General features: G+C 70.5%; 23 protein-coding genes. 4 read left to right on the top strand and 19 right to left on the bottom strand.

Annotated features, from left to right (window positions below; genetic code table 11):
* The 5 genes from Q1N79_RS25645 to Q1N79_RS25625 all read right to left on the bottom strand — a co-directional run.
* Positions 1 to 214 (bottom strand): hypothetical protein (locus Q1N79_RS25645; protein WP_300613275.1); only part of this gene is annotated, 214 nt, incomplete at its 3' end.
* A 117-nt stretch (positions 215 to 331) separates the two neighbouring features.
* The gene (locus Q1N79_RS25640; protein ID WP_300613273.1) at positions 332 to 1,516 is read right to left on the bottom strand and encodes an ATP-binding protein; all 1,185 of its coding nucleotides are present in this window, start codon (positions 1,514 to 1,516) and stop codon (positions 332 to 334) included.
* 480 nt (positions 1,517 to 1,996) lie between these two features.
* Complete coding sequence (locus Q1N79_RS25635) at positions 1,997 to 3,127, bottom strand: hypothetical protein (protein ID WP_300613271.1); 1,131 nt, start codon at positions 3,125 to 3,127, stop codon at positions 1,997 to 1,999.
* A 183-nt stretch (positions 3,128 to 3,310) separates the two neighbouring features.
* Positions 3,311 to 4,348, bottom strand: a complete 1,038-nt coding sequence (locus Q1N79_RS25630; RefSeq protein ID WP_300613269.1) for a cytochrome c oxidase assembly protein — start codon at positions 4,346 to 4,348, stop codon at positions 3,311 to 3,313.
* Between the two features lie 78 nt (positions 4,349 to 4,426).
* On the bottom strand, positions 4,427 to 4,627 hold the full coding sequence (locus Q1N79_RS25625) for a hypothetical protein (RefSeq protein WP_300613267.1): 201 nt from the start codon (positions 4,625 to 4,627) through the stop codon (positions 4,427 to 4,429).
* Positions 4,628 to 4,920: 293 nt separating this feature from the next.
* Between Q1N79_RS25625 and Q1N79_RS25620 the strand changes: the two genes are divergently transcribed.
* Entirely contained in the window at positions 4,921 to 5,277 is a 357-nt protein-coding gene (locus Q1N79_RS25620) for a hypothetical protein (protein WP_300613265.1), read from the top strand.
* A gap of 19 nt (positions 5,278 to 5,296) precedes the next feature.
* On the opposite strand, the gene Q1N79_RS25615 is transcribed toward Q1N79_RS25620, so the two are convergent.
* The 9 genes from Q1N79_RS25615 to Q1N79_RS25575 form a co-directional block, all read right to left on the bottom strand.
* Positions 5,297 to 5,602 (bottom strand): hypothetical protein, encoded by a 306-nt coding sequence (locus Q1N79_RS25615; protein WP_300613264.1) that lies wholly within the window; start codon positions 5,600 to 5,602, stop codon positions 5,297 to 5,299.
* Between the two features lie 173 nt (positions 5,603 to 5,775).
* Positions 5,776 to 6,180 carry an HNH endonuclease signature motif containing protein gene (locus Q1N79_RS25610; protein WP_300613262.1) on the bottom strand — a complete coding sequence of 135 codons (405 nt, stop codon included), beginning with the start codon at positions 6,178 to 6,180 and terminating at the stop codon, positions 5,776 to 5,778.
* A 91-nt stretch (positions 6,181 to 6,271) separates the two neighbouring features.
* A complete protein-coding gene (locus tag Q1N79_RS25605; protein ID WP_300613259.1) occupies positions 6,272 to 6,760 on the bottom strand; it encodes a hypothetical protein in 489 nt (162 codons plus the stop codon).
* 90 nt (positions 6,761 to 6,850) lie between these two features.
* The gene (locus Q1N79_RS25600; protein WP_300613257.1) at positions 6,851 to 7,042 is read right to left on the bottom strand and encodes a hypothetical protein; all 192 of its coding nucleotides are present in this window, start codon (positions 7,040 to 7,042) and stop codon (positions 6,851 to 6,853) included.
* 77 nt (positions 7,043 to 7,119) lie between these two features.
* Positions 7,120 to 7,542 carry a recombinase family protein gene (locus Q1N79_RS25595; RefSeq protein WP_300613279.1) on the bottom strand — a complete coding sequence of 141 codons (423 nt, stop codon included), beginning with the start codon at positions 7,540 to 7,542 and terminating at the stop codon, positions 7,120 to 7,122.
* 101 nt (positions 7,543 to 7,643) lie between these two features.
* Complete coding sequence (locus tag Q1N79_RS25590; RefSeq protein ID WP_300613256.1) at positions 7,644 to 8,033, bottom strand: hypothetical protein; 390 nt, start codon at positions 8,031 to 8,033, stop codon at positions 7,644 to 7,646.
* Complete coding sequence (locus Q1N79_RS25585; RefSeq protein ID WP_300613255.1) at positions 8,030 to 10,567, bottom strand: site-specific integrase; 2,538 nt, start codon at positions 10,565 to 10,567, stop codon at positions 8,030 to 8,032. The genes Q1N79_RS25590 and Q1N79_RS25585 overlap by 4 nt, the downstream gene beginning before the upstream one ends.
* Positions 10,554 to 11,822 carry a site-specific integrase gene (locus Q1N79_RS25580; RefSeq protein ID WP_300613253.1) on the bottom strand — a complete coding sequence of 423 codons (1,269 nt, stop codon included), beginning with the start codon at positions 11,820 to 11,822 and terminating at the stop codon, positions 10,554 to 10,556. Before Q1N79_RS25580 ends, Q1N79_RS25585 begins: the two co-directional genes overlap by 14 nt.
* Before the next feature lie 24 nt (positions 11,823 to 11,846).
* Positions 11,847 to 11,981 carry a hypothetical protein gene (locus tag Q1N79_RS25575; protein ID WP_300613251.1) on the bottom strand — a complete coding sequence of 45 codons (135 nt, stop codon included), beginning with the start codon at positions 11,979 to 11,981 and terminating at the stop codon, positions 11,847 to 11,849.
* Positions 11,982 to 12,336: 355 nt separating this feature from the next.
* Here Q1N79_RS25575 and Q1N79_RS25570 point away from each other — a divergent pair, with 355 nt between their 5' ends.
* A complete protein-coding gene (locus Q1N79_RS25570) occupies positions 12,337 to 12,708 on the top strand; it encodes a hypothetical protein (protein ID WP_300613249.1) in 372 nt (123 codons plus the stop codon).
* A gap of 365 nt (positions 12,709 to 13,073) precedes the next feature.
* Positions 13,074 to 13,247, top strand: a complete 174-nt coding sequence (locus Q1N79_RS25565; protein ID WP_300613247.1) for a hypothetical protein — start codon at positions 13,074 to 13,076, stop codon at positions 13,245 to 13,247.
* 29 nt (positions 13,248 to 13,276) lie between these two features.
* On the opposite strand, the gene Q1N79_RS25560 is transcribed toward Q1N79_RS25565, so the two are convergent.
* The 5 genes from Q1N79_RS25560 to Q1N79_RS25540 all read right to left on the bottom strand — a co-directional run bounded on the left by Q1N79_RS25560 (position 13,277) and on the right by Q1N79_RS25540 (position 14,983).
* Complete coding sequence (locus Q1N79_RS25560) at positions 13,277 to 13,729, bottom strand: hypothetical protein (protein ID WP_300613245.1); 453 nt, start codon at positions 13,727 to 13,729, stop codon at positions 13,277 to 13,279.
* 141 nt (positions 13,730 to 13,870) lie between these two features.
* Entirely contained in the window at positions 13,871 to 14,095 is a 225-nt protein-coding gene (locus tag Q1N79_RS25555) for a type II toxin-antitoxin system HicA family toxin (protein WP_300613243.1), read from the bottom strand.
* Positions 14,095 to 14,379: a hypothetical protein gene (locus Q1N79_RS25550; protein ID WP_367185140.1), complete on the bottom strand. Its 285-nt coding sequence runs from the start codon at positions 14,377 to 14,379 to the stop codon at positions 14,095 to 14,097. The genes Q1N79_RS25555 and Q1N79_RS25550 overlap by 1 nt, the downstream gene beginning before the upstream one ends.
* Entirely contained in the window at positions 14,376 to 14,612 is a 237-nt protein-coding gene (locus Q1N79_RS25545) for a hypothetical protein (protein WP_300613241.1), read from the bottom strand. Before Q1N79_RS25545 ends, Q1N79_RS25550 begins: the two co-directional genes overlap by 4 nt.
* Complete coding sequence (locus tag Q1N79_RS25540; RefSeq protein ID WP_300613239.1) at positions 14,609 to 14,983, bottom strand: hypothetical protein; 375 nt, start codon at positions 14,981 to 14,983, stop codon at positions 14,609 to 14,611. The genes Q1N79_RS25545 and Q1N79_RS25540 overlap by 4 nt, the downstream gene beginning before the upstream one ends.
* Positions 14,984 to 15,609: 626 nt before the next feature.
* Here Q1N79_RS25540 and Q1N79_RS25535 point away from each other — a divergent pair.
* Positions 15,610 to 15,762, top strand: a complete 153-nt coding sequence (locus tag Q1N79_RS25535; RefSeq protein WP_300613237.1) for a hypothetical protein — start codon at positions 15,610 to 15,612, stop codon at positions 15,760 to 15,762.
* Positions 15,763 to 15,798: the final 36 nt, after the last annotated feature.

Genomic DNA, 15,798 nt, shown 5'->3' with positions numbered 1-15,798 from the left:
TCCCGCCGCGCCGGGCACCGCCGACCTCCCGGGGATGGCCGGCGTCCCGGACGCCGGCCCCCCGGCCATCGTTCCCGGACCCGCCGTCCCGGTCGATCCGGCTGACCCGGGTGACCCCGTCGCGGCCTCGGCGCGAGGGCCGCATCGCGGCGCCCCGCACCAGGGCGCACCGCAGCGCGTGGCGCACCGTGCGCCGCACCGCCGCCCCAGGCACTCTGCGGATCTCTAAGCGACTCTAGGAAATTCGCAAGAAAATGAAATAGATCCGATATCCCGAACGGGCCGTGGCGCCTGTTCCGTCGGCCCCTTTCCGCGCCAGGAGGCGGCCCGCTCAGGCCGGCTGCGACCGGAGGAACTTGCCGAAATGCGGCACGGTGAACGCGATCAGCCCCCGCTCCGAGCTGTAGATCAGGCCCTTCTTGATCAGCCCGTCCCTGGCGGGGGACAGGCTGGACGGCTTGCGGCCAAGCTCATCGGCGACGCTGGAGGTGAGCACGGGCTCGTCGCCGATGGCGGCCATCGCCCGCATGTACTCTCGCTCGGCCGGGGTCGCCCGCTCGTACCGGCTGCCGAAGAATCCGACGGCGAGCTCGCCTTCGGCCTCCGGCTCCGCGACCGCCACGTCCGCGGCGGTCACCGGGCTGCCCGCGGCGACATCCCAGGTGACCTTGCCGTACGCCTGGACGAAGTACGGGTACCCATCGGCCGCCGCGTACAGCGCGTCAAGCGCCTCCTGCTTGAAGATCACGTCCTCCCGCGCGGCCGGGGCGATCAGCGCCTGGTCGGCCGCCTCCCGGTCCAGCCGGTCGATGCGGACGTACCTGAAGAGCCGCTCGGAGTAGCTCTTGCTCGCGGAAAGCACGGACGGCAGGTGCGGCAGCCCCGCGCCGACCACGATCAGCGGCCCGCCGACCTGGGAGAGCTCGTGGCACGCCGCGCACAGCGCAGAAACGTCCTGGGCGGGCACGTCCTGCATCTCGTCGACGAACAGCGCGACGCCCACGCCGAGGTCGGCCGCCACCGACGCGGCGTCGGCGAACAGCTCGGTGAGGTCCACCTCGAGGTCGCCGGAATCGGCCCGGCCGCGGGCGGCCGGCACGTCGATGCCGAGCTGCACGGTGACCGAGGTGCCTTTCGGCGCCTTCGGGTCGCGCAGCGCGAATGCCTTGAGCACCCCGAGGAAGGCGTCGATCCGGTCCGGCGCGCGGTGCCGGGGAGCGAGCTCTCGCACCGCCATGTGCAGTGCCGCGGCGACGGGCCTGCGGATCGACTGGTCGGGCCGGGCCTCCAGCTTGCCGGTACCCCACAGGCGCTGCAGCGCCATCGACCGGAACGTGTTCAGCAGCACGGTCTTCCCGACGCCGCGCAGCCCGGTGAGCACCATGCTGCGCTCTGGCCGCGCCCGGGCCACGCGCTCGAGCACGACCTCGAACTGGCCGATCTCCCGGTCGCGGCCGGCGAGCTCCGGCGGACGCTGGCCGGCGCCGGGGGCGTACGGGTTTCGCACGGGGTCCACGAATCGGACTCTATGGCTTCCTCTAGCGAGAACCGTAGATTTCCGTAGAGACCGCTGCCGGCGTGTCTCTGTTCCCCCGGGGGGACGACCCCCCGGGGCCCCCCGGCTGGGCCTTAACGGCCCACTTGCTCCCGGGGTCTGTGCGGGCCGTTGACCACCGTCACCCCGGGGGGCCCCGTTCGTCACCCCGGGGATCCCCCCGTTCGGGGACTCATCCGGTCCGCCCGGCCGCCCTGCCCGGCGAAGCGGACAAACCGCCCATACCGGGCGCTGCCCGTGTCCGCGGGATCAACATAGGACCCGAACGGCAGCCGGAAATAGGTATAAAACGGACAAAAAACATGCGGCTCGGGTCCTAACTTACCGATGCCCTCCCGCTATCTGAGTCTGAGAGCGCTCGCCGGACCCCGAGGGGGCTCATGCGGTCCCCTCGGGGTCACTAGCGTCCGGCGTGCGAGGCTTCCCGCCGCCATTCCCTCACTAGTGGAGCAGGTCCAGGGTGTTGGTCGCGTCGTCGACAAAGTAGACGCCCGTAAAGTGCGGCGCCAGCGCAAGGCCGAACAGCGCTCCGGCGCCCGGCGGGGAGCCAGACTTGTCCAGCGCCTTGACAGCGACCTGGGCACCCTTCGGCGTGACCTCCACGAGGTTCCCGTTCAGTGAGTTGACGGTGAGGATGTCACCGTCCGGCGCGATCGTCAGGCCGAGCGGGCCCTGGATGGCTCCGTTCCTGCTCACCGTCACCCCCGTCTTCGCGCTCGTGGTGCGGGAGAGCGCATCCGGGATGGCGGCGATCCTGTTTTCGATGGTGTCCGCGAGGTACAGCCACCCGTTGCGGCCGAGCCCGACCCCGGTCGGCCCGATCACGAGCGCGGCCAGGTTGGTTTCCTCCGCGAACCCCGATCCGATCGTGGTCACGGCGGTCAGCTTAGGCATCCCGTGCAGCGCCCTGGTAACCGTGAGGCGCAGGACGGTTCCCTTGTGGACAATCTTGCCGCCCGCCGCCACGGTGCCGTTGAGCACGTTAGCGACGAACAGGTCGGTCGTGTACCCGAAGCTGACCGCCGTCATGTCCCACGGGCCGTTGATGCCGTGTCCGCTGAAGGTCTCCACGACACGGCCCGCGCTGTTGAGCACCAGCAGGCATCCGGCCTTGGCTGTCGCGGGGTTGCCGCCGACGGTTGGCAGGCTGCCGACAACCACCCAGCCGCCCGGCAGGATGTCAAGCGCGGTCGTCAGGCCTAGCCCGCCAGGGCACCTGCCGGGCAGGTTCGCGGCGCTGATCTGGGCAAACAGCGATACGGTCCCGTTCGGCGCCACTTCGACGATCGTGGTGCCCGTGCCCTGCGCGTTCGCCTTGTCGTTGAAGTTGCTGACCAGGACATCCCCGTTGCGGAGTTTGCCCTGGCTCCGCGTGACCACGGCCACGCCGTAGGGATTGAGGTCCCCGTTCTCCGGGATCGTCGAGGCGACCGTGCTGACGCTCTTGAAGCCGCCCGCGAACGAGGCTGGTGTGCTTGCCCCCGCGCCTGGCGCGAGTGCCACCCCGGCGGCGAGGACGGCGCCCGCCGCCCCGGCAGCCGCCACCAGGGTGACCCGATGGATGACCCACATGGTCTGTCCGCTCCCTCCCGGCATTCCCGGAACTTCCAGGGTTGCCGATAGCGCAGCGCAGAACGAGTGAGCGGGGACGTTCACGAACACCCAGTCGCCGGTCGTGGCAGGTGGCCGAACCGGAACAGGATGACACTCAGCTACGCGACCTATCCGGGATCACGGGCCACGTCCCTGATCGGTTCAGGCTCCCGGGCTGGCTGCGGAGCCTTGGCCGGAACTGCCCGGGTCGCGTGGGCTGTTGAGGCGGGCGAGGTAGGCGTTGTAGGCGGCGAGATGCTCGTCGTCATCAATGCTGCCGGCCTCGCCGGCGGCCGCCACTTTCGCCGGGACCGCGCCCGTACTGATCTTGTCCGCCAGGTTCGCCCGCCGCGCGGACTCAAGCCAGCCCATGCCGCCGGACGGACGGGTTTCCCGCGACCAGGCGAAGAACGTGACCATGATCATGACGAACATGATCGCGGCTCCTCCGATCCACATGACCGCGCCGCCCATGTGCACGTCGTCAAGTGCGGACGGCCCCCACGTGCGCGGCCGCAGCGGCGCGAACGGGTCCGAACTCGACGAGCCGAGCACGACGCCCGTGAACGCGTCCACCGGCATGACGATGAACAGCAGGAAGAGCCGCAGCGGGTACGACACCTTCCACCGGATCGGCTCCCGCCCGATCAGCGGGAGGAAGTACAGGTACCCCACGATGAGGTACAGCGCGTGCTCGCCGTCCTGCACCGCCGGATACCTCACCACCAGGTTCGTGAAGTTCGTCAGGTGCGTCCCCACGATCGTGGCCGTATACGCCATCGCTCCGAATGCCGGCCAGGTCAGCCAGGCCGCCGGGCGGGATCGCACGACCCGCTTGACCCGCGTGTGCAAGGGGTTGCGGCTGGCGTGCAGCAGCAGCGTTATCGGCAACCCGGCCACGAGCAGCGGCGGGGCGATCATGATCAGCATGAGGTGCTGGATCATGTGCACCCAGAACAGGGTGTCGTCGTAGGTGCCGATGCCACTTTCCGTGGCGAGCACGACGACCAGCAGGCTGCCCAGAAACGCGGCCGTCCGCGGCACCGGCCAGGGACGGGCCGGATGGCGGCGGGCCACCCGCACCGTACCCCACAGGTACAGTCCGGCCAACAGCACGGTCAGCGCGGTCACGACCGGCGCGAACTGCCACCGGGTAACAGCCTCGGCCAGGCTGAACGGCGGCAACTCCGAGCTTCCCATGCAGCCGAGACTACCCCTACACCGCGTCGTAGCGACGCGGCCGGGGTTTCATGGCACGGGGACGGCGAACGCCGGCACTCAGCCGGACGGTTTCGGCCAGCCGCACGTGATGGAGGGGTCGATCCCGACGTAGTTGAGCGGCCCCGCCGCTATCGTCAGGGCGATTGTCGCGCCCGAGCTGCAGCCCAGGTTCGTGCTACTGCTGAAATATCCCCGCTGACCTGCGGCGGCGGCTCCGATGATCAGCCAGACGAAGAGGATCAGCGTCCCCCTGGACATTTGCTCCCTCCGCCAGCTCTCAGGAAATCCGCAGATGTAATCTATGCGCGATGATAGCCCTCGATACCCCGTTTGCCGCCTTTTTACGCATCTCGCCACGCCGTAGCCGCGCCGCTTTTGCCATGCCATCTGCGCAAACGCCGTCCACCACCCTTCCGCGCATCGCGCCCTAAGCGGGCGGTCGCCGCGTACCCCGGCACCCGCCCTTGGAGGCAGACCAATCCCACATGTCCAATAAAGGCGGCGGCCTCGGGCCGTCGAGTGGATTCGGCCGTGCCGTAATAGCCGCTGTCGTGGGCGGAGTGGTGCTGTCCGCCATCGCGCGGCATGCAGGCCTGTCGGCGCGGACGTCCCCGGAGTCGGCAAACGTCGCGCTTGGCAGGCAGATGGCCGCTGCCTACGGCTGGGGCGGCGGCGGGCAATGGTCGTGCCTGGACGCGCTGTGGACCCGCGAGTCGGGCTGGTCCGCGACGGCCGCCAACCCTACGTCGGACGCGCGCGGCATCGCGCAGGACATCCGCGGCTGGTCAGCAAGCTACCCCTACGACGATCCGGGCCAGCAGATCGCCTGGGGCCTTGCCTACATCCGCGGCCGCTACGGCACCCCGTGCACCGCATGGGCACACGAAACGTCGGCTGGGTGGTACTAGCGCCCCGCCAGCCGAGCCCTCAGCCGCCAGAGAGGACGACGCCCGCCGGCGTGGCGAGTGCGGCAGCCGCAGAGACGGCCGCGGGCTTTCCTGGGTTGCTGCTGGCCGCTGCGGCGATGACGCCGATCGCGATCGCGATCGCGAAGGCCAGGACGATAACGCTTCTCCTGCGGTGGGGCCTGCGGTGCGCGGGTGCGGACGGCCGCGGCCGCCAGCATGCCTGCTCCTGCCACGAACACGGTTGCAGCCTCGCCTGCCCCCACGGGTCCCGGAGCACCCGCTGTGAGTATCGGGGTGACTGGCCGTAATCCTCCCAGTGCGTCATGCCTGGTCCCTCCCCGGTCTAGAACGCCCGTGAAGCGCCTAATGCGCCCTCCCCTGCCAAGGTGGACGCGCCAGGTAACCGGACGGTGCACGACCGTGACGGTGCCGGAGCCAGAATGTAGCCGAGATGTTACGGAAAGTCCCCACCGGAGGGGAAAGCGCGGTTCGCTCGGGTCATCGGGCCGTCATATGGCCGCTCCCGCAAGGGGCTTCAGCCGACCGGTCGCCATCAGGCAGCAGCCACGCCACCGCCGGGCCCGCCGGGGACGCGTACGCCACGGGCACGAGCGCGGGCTCTTCCCACCGGCGGAGCGAGTACCCCCTCGCCTCATCGGTCCTGTCACGGCGGAAGCTGATCCGCTCGCCGCATTCGGCGAGGACGGTGATCAGGTTTTCTGGCGATGCGTTCCCGCCCCGGTCCGAGGGCTTGCGGAGCTGAATGGCATAAGGCCGGCCGAGGACCGACCTGCTGCAGCAGACGCAGGCGAAGCCGTCGCGCGCCAGCACGAGGCGCCGTACGGCCCAGGGCAGTTCTCCGGCCCGGTCATATGCTGGCAATTCCTCCCGGGATGTCGTCATACGGCCGAGCCTGGCACAAGAGTGCTGTAGTCCCCGCGCATCACTGCTAGTCCGGAGAGTCTAGGAATTGTCGGATATTTCCGGCAGCCAGTCAGGACACGGTTGCGCCGCAGGTCTTCTCGAGGGCGGCGATGTCGGCATGGACCACGGTGCCGGCTGACTCCCAGCCGGGTCTGCGGGTGGTGAGCGTGGACGCGGCCGCGTTCAGGCTCCTCAGCGCTGCCGCGATGGGGCCAACTGCCTCCGGCCCGGTTCCGAGGTCGGTGAGCGCGGCGGTCAGGTCATCGTAGGCCCGCTCCTGCGCCGCAGCGGGCGTCATGAGGCCGTTCATGCTCCCCGCGCTGTCGCCGACCGCCGCAGCCCACTGCCCGTGAATGGCCCTGTCGTCGGCGGCGAGCATGCCGACCACCTCGGCGACAGTGCTCCCGTCGGCGAACCTGACCGTGCACGTCAGCATCGCCCGGCTGCCCGGCCGCAACGGCGCAGACTGCGAGGAGGAGGGCGAGCTGCCGCCCGCGCACCCGGCTAGGACGGCGCACAAAACGGCTGCAGTCAGCGCGGCGATGACCGGCTTGCCCACATTGGGTATTCCTTCCCGATTTCGCCTGGCTAGCACAGCGCCCGAGCGCAAATCAGGGGGTGGGGTCTCGCATGAGCCCGGGCACCTCGTCTAGCGCATTGTCGCCCGGTAGACGCGATAGGCCAGCACGCTATTCGCCACCGCGCCGGCGAGCGTCACCAGCGCCCAGCCCCAGTAGCCGTAAGCCAGCAGAATGCCGGTCAGGGCGAGCAGCCAGGCCGTGACCAGCACACGGGTGAGTATCACGCCACGCGGATGCCTGCGGTCGAAACCCGTTGCCATATTCATGATGATCTCCCCCTATCGCAGAGGTCGGCAAGAGTGTCCCTACCCCGGCGCCTGAGGAGGGACGGCCTTGCTCAGCCCAAGGTCCAGCGAGCCTCGCCGGACGGGCGGCGGACGTAGCCGATAGGCAGCGGGATTGCCAGCTCGCCCCGCTCGGCCTTGGCCAGCCTCCCGGTCAGCATCCGCTGCCGGATCAGGTACAGCTCTGCCTCGCTCATCGTCCCCTTCAGCCCCAGCAGCAGCCGGTCGTTGTATATCCCCGGGTCGTAGACGCCGTCGGGATCGGCGAGCAGCACCCCCGACAGCGAGCACAGCTCCCGGAGCTGATGCCAGTCCCGGCCTGTCCGCGCCAGGCGCGACATCCCGATCCCGGGGACGACGCCCGCACGTCCCATCGTGACCTCCGTGACGAGCCTGGCAAACCCCTCCGGGAATCCGCCGTCGCCGCGGACACGCCGAGATCGCCGTCGATCACCGTGACCTGCGACCGGGCCCAGCCCAGCGCGATGGCACGCTCAGCGAGCGCGTACTGCAGCCGCGTCGACTCCGAGTGCTCCAGCACCTGCTGCCTGCTCGACTGGCGGACGTATTCCCTGAACTAAGAATGATCATGGAATCGCGATGGTGTCCGGTGTCCTGAGGCGTGCAGGACGGCGTTGATCACGAGCTGGATGTTGCGGTCATCGAGGCCGGTGATGGTGTCGCGGAGGTTCACCGGTGTGCCGTCTGCGAGGCTGGCTGCCAGGCGGAGCATCCTGTTCTCGCTGCCGGAGCAGGGCAGGCTGTCATCCAGGGCGGTGATCGCGGCGCGCCAGTCGATGACGGCCAGGCCGTCGCCCTCGATGGTGATGAAGCGGCTGGCGAAGTCCGGGCGGTCCAGGAACACGGCGTGGCCGATGAGCAGCTCGACGCCGGCCTCGTCGGGGTAGATGCCGCGAGCCCAGGCACGGAGCCGGGCGGCGAGCTGCGGTTCCGCGGCGGGTGTCATGACGGCTCCGCGGGCGGGCTTGGCCGTGACGGTGCGGTCAGGACGCGGCCGGCGGTATCGGCCTGGCCGGGCATGCCCAGGTGCACGGTGGTGGCGCGGCGGGCCCGCTGGTCCAGCTGGGCGAGCTTTTGCCGTGCCGCGTCGAGGCTGATTTTGAGGCCTTCGGCTTCGCCGGTCCAGCCTTCGCGTTCGGCTTCGCCGATCCGGGCGGTCAGGTTGTCGCGGATGCCTTCCAGCCGTGCCCGCTGAGCTGGGTCAACGCGGAGGAGAGGGCATCTGACGCATGAGTGTTCATGGATGCAGCTGGCCGCGTATGCCCGGCCGCAGTCGCCGAGGGCGACCTTGCGCCGTTCGAAGTGGCCGAGGAACTCGTCCCATTCCTCGTCGGTAGGGAGGCGGTATTCCTCGCTGGGGCGGGTGGCGCGGCGGCGGGCGATGAACGCCCGGTGGGCGTTGATGACCTCCTCGGGGTAGACGGCCTTGTATCCCATCGTGGCGCGGATGTCGGCGTGCCCGGCCACGAGCTGGGCGATGTGCGGGGGCATGCCGTTCATCACGGCCTCGGTGATGAACAGCCTTCGGAAGTCGTGGGGGGTGAAGGTCACCGGGCTCCCGCTGGCGCCGGTGAGCCCGGTGCCGGCCAGGGCGGCGTTGAGCAGGGCTCGGATCCCGTGGATGGGGATAGGCCGGTGCTCGATGCCGATCTGCCGCTGGAACAGCAGCGGCATCGGCGGGTTCCACACGCGCTCGTGGATGTCGTAGGCGACCACCAGCGGCACGGCCCCGTCGGCGCCGCGGATCCGGCAGATGATCGCCGACAAGGCGTCGGCTAGCTCCGGTGCGATGACCAGCAGCCGCTCGGTGTCGGTCTTGGACGGGGCGATCTGCAGCAGCGGGACCAGCTCGCCGGTGGCGGGCAGCCGGTACTGCACGAAGCTGTGATGCGAAAGCTCGGCGAGCTCCTCGATCCGGATGCCGGTCAGGCGGAGGACCTCCACCGCGGCCCAGGCCCAGAACGCGCGGTGCTCTTCAAGGGTCAGGTCACGGCGCTTGCCGGTGGCCAGGTCCTCGGCCCATATCCTGGCGCTGGTGCCGTGCCTGGTCATCACCGGCCGGCGCAGCGTCTGCCCGGCTGCGGTGAATACCCCTCCGGGTGGCGCGGACCGGGCGGCCGCCAGGATGCCGGCGGCCGTGGCGCGGGCCGCCTCGACGGAGGCGGCCAGGACGGGCAGGACGGGCAGCCGTTCCCGGGTCCGCTGGTCCATCCGTGACTTGCGGTGCGAGCGTTCCTTCTTCCGCGACATCTCCTCGTCACGGATCGGGCAGGGCACGGCCCACGGGCCCCACCGGGCCGGGTCACCGGCCGCCCACTGGGCGATGTCGAGGTAGAACGCCCGCACCATGGCCAGGGTGTTCATGCCGTCGTGGCGCGGCACGACCGATTCGGTGACCTGCCCGGCCGGGCCGGCAGTCCGGACCGTCTTGACGGTGACCCGCTGCTTCCATGCCGCGGCGACGCCGGGCTCCAGCCGCAGCGAGCCGATCCCGGGGTGGTGGAGCTCGAGGTCCCGCCAGAACAGCCCGGCCAGGGCACGCGACAGGCTCCGTAGCGTCGCGTGGTCGACCGCCGGCTGGCGTTCCCGCAGGTAGTCAATGATCAGGGCGCGGACCGGCTGGCAGGCGATGGGATAACGGTCGATCAGCTGCTCTGCGCTCAGCTGCCCGGGCGTCTTGAATGCCCGGACCGTGGGCGGGGCTGCCGCCGGGAACACCCCCAGCGCGTGCAGCAGCTGGTAGAAGTACGGGCTGGTGCTGCAGCCGCTGCCGTCGGCGAGCGCGCCCAGCAGCTCCAGGCAGTCGCCGACGGTGATGCCGGCGATCGTGCCGCCCTTGGCCGCCAGGATCACGGCGATCCGCCGTGACGCCAGGTCCTTGGTCGCTGCGCTGGCCGGGTCGGTGCGCGCCAGCGCGGCGAGCGCGGCGAAGCCGCCTGGGTCACGGGACCGGGCCATCTCGGCGGCGAGGTTCTTCGGAGGCGCCGGGGTCAGCAGCCACCCCAGGCTGGGCCTGATCACATCGCCGCAGATCAGCGGGAGCAGCCCGCGGCCGAGGGCGATGAAATCAGTCCTGGGGCTGGCTGCAGCCCGGCCGGTGTCACGAAGCCATGACCCGGCCAGCTCCCGCCACCCCAGGTTGCCCGCGGCGTCGGCGCCGCTGGCCACCCACCGGTCCTGCCAGGTGCGGCCAGGCTGCTCCTCCAGCCAGTGCACCAGCTTGGTCAGGCCGATCCGGCGGCTGGACTGCATGTCATCCCGGTCGGCGGTGAATGGCGGCGCGAACAGCCGCGCCAGCAGGTGGCCGCGCCGCTGGCTGGTCGCCGGCCAGTCTTCCCCGGGCGCGCGCGGCGGGAACCGCTGCGACAGCCCGGCCATCTGGCTCTCGTGCCCAGCGCCGGCATGATCCCCGGCCGCGGCCCTGCCGTCCGCGGCCGCGTGCCGGCCGGCCTGGACACGCCGTCCCTCACGGGTGGTCATGGCGTGGCCTCCCGAACAGCGCCTCCAGCGATTCCGGCCGGTACCGCAGCCCCGGCGGCGGTTCCTCGCCGGGGGGCCGCTCCTTGGCAGCTGCCATCCGGGCATGGTGGGCCAGCACGCTGGTGATCACCTCGCCGGCGGGGGCCGACAGGTAAAGCTGCGTGGTGGACAGCTGGGCGTGGCCAAGGACCCATTGCACGTCGGCCAGCGGCATGGCCGGGTCGCGGCTCATCCGGTAGGCGGCCAGATGCCGCAGGTCATGCAGGGACCAGTTAGCGCCGAGCGTGTCGCTGGCCCTGGTGAACATCCGGTAGGCCGCGTGATAGCTCAGCTGGCGGAACGGGCGGCGCAGCGTCCACCACAGCGGGTCGTCCGGCCCGGCCGGGACCAGCCCGTGCAGCTGCGCCTGATACAGCCGCAGCCACACGAACGCGTCCGGGGAGGCCGGCAGCTGCTGCAGGTGCCGTGTTCCCTTGCGGATCACCGCGATCAGCTGCTGCCCGGGGTCGGCGTCCCGGCACGTCGCGCCGAGCAGCTCTGACGCGCGCGCCCCGGTGGACACCCAGAACGCCACCAGGGCACGGTCGCGGTGCGAGCCCAGCGCGGCGAACAGCTCGTTGAACTTCTCCTCCGGGATGTGGTGCGGCGCGCGCCGGGCAAGCCGGGGCCGGTACCGCCCCGAACGCTCACCGCGGTGGGGCTCCATCGGATTGTGGTGCGCATGAGCCCGCCCGCGCCGCCCCCGGGCCAGCGGGAACGGGTTGACGATCGGTCCGGTCCCCGCCTCCAGGTGGAAGTCATAGAAACCACGCAGAACGCTCTCGCTATGAGCGACCGTGGCCGGCGCGTAACCGCCGCCAGGCGGCGCCTTCCCGGTCACCGGGTTCGGTACCCCGGCCCGGGCCGCCACAGCACCGGCCGCATCGCCCGGGCCGCCTGCACGGCCGGGCTTGACCGTGATCTGGATCCAGCGGCTGAAGTCCCGGGCCTCGGCCCGGGTCGCCTGATCCCACGGCACCCCGGCCGCCCACAAGAACCGGTGCCAGCGCAACAACGCGATCGCATACGCGCGCAGCGTGGTCTCCGGCCGGCCCGACGCCTGCAAGTCCCGCAGGAACGCCGCAACCGCGCCGACCAGCGCCCCGGCCGGATCGAGCAGCCGGTACGGCTCCCACGGATCTTCCGCCCGCTCCAGGCACCCCGCCTGCGGGACCACCAAGGCCGCCAGATCCCGCGGCTCGTCTTGTCCGGTCATGAGCAGCGACCGTAGCCGCGCAAATCAGAATCCGTCCCTGAACTGGGAAAACTCTCTTCTTAGTTCAGATAACAGGTAGACGATCGCGGCCCGGTCTAGGTGATCCGGGCGGATCTTCTGCTGCAGCTGCCCCTCGATCCGGTACCTGGCCAGGCTCACCGCGACCGCCTCCCGTCGCTCCCGCCGCGGCCCTGGCTGCCAGCATCGCCAGCAGCGAGACCGCAGCAGCCCGTCGTTCCGGCGGCAGCACCGCCCAGACCAGCAGACCGGGAGCCACCATCTTCCGGGTATCCGGCCGCATCGCGCTCACCTGCTACCGCTGACAGCAGACGGCGAGTCACCGTCGCCGCCCGCAACAGTGCTCCCGGGCTCAGTATCGCCACTGCACCAGCAGCACAGCCAGAGACAATTACTGCTTTGCCGGCATTAGCGGTGGCCGATTGAAACCGGGAATGGCCAGTTCAAGACGCACCTGCGCGGCCCGGGCCGGGTGCTGCGGTCCCGCAGCCCGGACATGGTCCGCCAGGAGATCTACGGCTGCCTGCTGGCCCACCACGCGATCAGCGCGCTGATCTGCCAGGCCGCCACCGAGGCCGACGTCGCCCCCGACTGGGTCAGCTTCACCCGCACCGTCCGCATCATCCGCCGGGCCATCGGCCCGGCGGCCTCTCCCCCTGAGCGGGAAGAACACCTCCGCGCCGCGGTCAAGGCCGACACCAGCCGCAAGCAGGACATCAACCCGCAGCGCCGACACCGGACCTGCCCCCGGGCCATCAAGCGAGCCCGCCACAACTCCTACCGCGTCAAGCGAGCCCGCCACAAGGGAACCCGCCACGCTGGACCACCCACCATAACCCCTCGCCAACCTGCGCATATGCGGAGCTAGCGGCATGATCGATCTACGGTAAGTGGCATTGCGTCTAGGCCGCCCTCCGGGCGCCGCTTCGCCAGCCTGGACCCGGCACCCACTCGCAAGGATTCGGCGCCTGTGAGGAAAACGGGAGACCAGCAGGCAATGGCATAGGGCTAGCGGTTTCTGGCGAAAAGACCACGGAAAGTGTGCCAGAGCCAAAATTCAGCCGACGTTGACACCAGCACATACAGTTAGCCGACGCATGGCAGCGGTCTATGACGCTGGACCGAGCATGGCGGTTCCGGGCTCGGGACCTGGCGGGAGGTCGCATGACCAGGGGACCACGGCGCAAAGCGCCGTCGTACAGTGTCAAACACGTTGATCCGCCGTATGTCCCCATGGTTAAGCGACCAGGCGACAAGGGCTCAGCGTTCAGGAAGGCTCCGCTCGCGGAGCCCAAGGCTCAACAGCAACTGCTGGCGTGGCTAGGAACCAATGCCACGGTGGTGATGTGGTGCGTGCTCGCTACCGTGGTCGTCACCGTGCTTGTGCTTTTGGTCACCAGGGTCTGATCACTGTCGCACGCTGGGAGCATCTCGCATTAGCGCCGCCCCGGACGGCGCCCACTGCACGCTGGCGGTCGCCGCGAAGCTCCCCGACGGCCGCGTCCGCACCGAGATCGCCGCCGCATGGGACTCCACCGGCGCCGCCCGCGCCGAACTCCCCGCCCTGCTGGGCCAGGATCAGGCCCAGGGCGTTCGCCTGGTACCCCGGCCCGGGCAACGCCCTGGCGAGCGAGCTCCGGCCCCTCGCGCTGAAGTACAACCACCGGCCCGCCGGCAGCCGCGGCCCCGGCGAGATCCCCGAAGACGGGCTCGTCGATGTCCGAGACGATGTTCTCCATCTCCGCCTGGGTGAACGGGTCGTCCGGGTCACCGGCGTGCCCGGCGTCCCACGCGGCCTGCCTGGCTTCGTGCTCTTCGCGGTGCTGGCGTCTTAGCTTCTCCAGCGGGCTCTCGTCGTCGTCCTGGTGCTCGCCACCGGTGTCGCTCATGGTCGCTCTCCTGTCGTTCGCCGTGGTGTCATTCTGGCCGCGCCGCCTGCTGCCCGCGCTCGCTTCGCGGCCGGCGCAGTGGCGGCGATCCGGACGCCGGTCATCAGCGGATGGCCGGGACGCCGCGCCGCCGTGGTGCGGCTACAGGTACTTCAGCAGATCGTCGACGGTGAGGCCGGCGTCCTGCAGGACCGCGCGCAGCGTGCCCTTCGGCACGTCCCGGCCCGGGTGCACGGGGATCGTTGTGGAGCGGCCGTCAGGATGGCGGAGCCGGTGGTGGCTGCCCCTGATCCGGGTGACCTCGAACCCGGCCCGCTCAAGCGCCCTGACGAGCCGTTCCCCGCGTACGGCGGGGACCGGCGGCATCAGGCGACCTCTAGGTCCAGCGTCTGCAGCTCGGGCACGCCGTCCTCGTCGAGGACCATCTGCACGGCCTCGGTCAGGTCGGCTACCGCCTCCTCGGGTGTGGCGCCGTTGCCGTTGGCGCCGCCCGACTCGCCGAGCCAGGCGTGCGCGCACCACACGCCGTCCTCGTCCTGGGCGACGGTGTAGGGAACGTGCACGGTTGCCACGCCGTCCAATGTACCCGCGCTTAGCGTGGTGCCAACAGGGGTGAGCACCGCGCCCAGGGCGATGCCCGCGGCGGTCACCGGATCACGCTCCCCGTCCGGATGCGGGTCAGCGGCTGCGGCCGGAGCGCCGCGCGGGCGATGCAGGACAGGTGCGCGATCCAGCCGCCCGGGACGAGCCTGGCTGCCCTGTCTGCGGCGAGCAGGGCGTACTGGCAGAGCGCGCACGGTCCGGCGGCCGTCGACAGGGTGCGGGCGTCCTCGACGAGGAGGCTGGTGCCGAGCTGCTGGTCGAGCGGCGGGTAGGTCGTCATGCTGACTGGTCCTTCCATAGCGGCAAAGCGATCTGGTGTCCGGTGATGCTGGCGAGCTGGCGGCCGATCTCTCCGCTGAGCAGCTGGGCCGGCCGCCAGACCGCCCAGTCCTGCCCAGCGTCGGTCAGGCGCTGCCCGACGTCGCGCTGCTCGGCGCTCACCGTGCCCTGCTCGCTCTTGAGCTCGCGGTAGATGACGCGGCTGCCGATGACGGTCAGGTCCGGCCAGCCTGGCAGCCACGAGCGGCGCGGGTCGTGGACGTGCTGCACCGCCAGGCCGAGGCCGTCGCAGAGCGCGCGGACGTGGTCCTGTAGCGCGGCTTCGCTCATCGCGCGGGCGGCGGCGAGGCGGGCGGGCGCGGCGGCCGTCACTGCCCCACCGCCTCGGCCTCGGCAGCCGCACGCGCGGCGCGTGCCTCGGCTGCCTGCTGCGCGGCGATCGCCCGCGGGTCGTACAGGCGGCGCGGGAGACGGGTCCTCGTCGCGTCGGGAGCCGCCGCAGGCGGGTCCGGACAAGGCGCGTCAGCGCCGGGTTTTCCGGCCTGCTCCGCGAGATCTCCGCGCCAGCCGTTCGCCAGGTCGTCCGGTTCGCCCTCGCGCGATGGGATCTGTTGAGCGTCATCAGCCGCGGTTTCCGTGCCATCGTGAACCGCGGTAGCGGGTTTGCGATGGGTTGCTCTTCGCGGGGGTGATTCCCCCGCGCCCCCCAGTCGTCGGCTTCGCCGCCGACGCGCGAGGGTTCATTCTCAGTGGTGACGTAGTCAGTCTTCTGTCTTGACGTACGGTGTGCCGGTGAGCCGACGTTCGGTGAACCGACTCCCGGTGAGCGGTACGTCGGTTACCGGTACGTCGGTGCGACCTGCGGAAACGTCATCGTCGTCATCGGCCGGCCCGTCAGGCCAGTTATCCACAGGTTCGGGTGTTTGCCCAGGTGGCACCGACGTACCGCTTACCGGCACGTCGGTGAGCGGTACGTCGGTCTGGGGGCGGTCGAACAGGTGCGAGACGTGATCCTCAAGGCGAGCGGCTACCAGTACGCGCCCGCGCTCCTGATGCGGATGCGCGAGCTGCCCGACGAGGAGCGGCCGGAGTGGCCGCCGACAGATGGGCCGACCGAGCGCTACGGACTCGTGCCAGGCGCGGGGAGCTGAGGACCATGGGGGCAACCGCCAACGGCGCGACCTTCA

It is taken from the genome of Trebonia sp. (assembly GCF_030042015.1).
Classification (GTDB): domain Bacteria; phylum Actinomycetota; class Actinomycetes; order Streptosporangiales; family Streptosporangiaceae; genus Trebonia.
The sequence above is the reverse complement of the archived record's forward strand: the minus strand, read 5'-3'. Positions and strand labels throughout refer to the sequence as shown.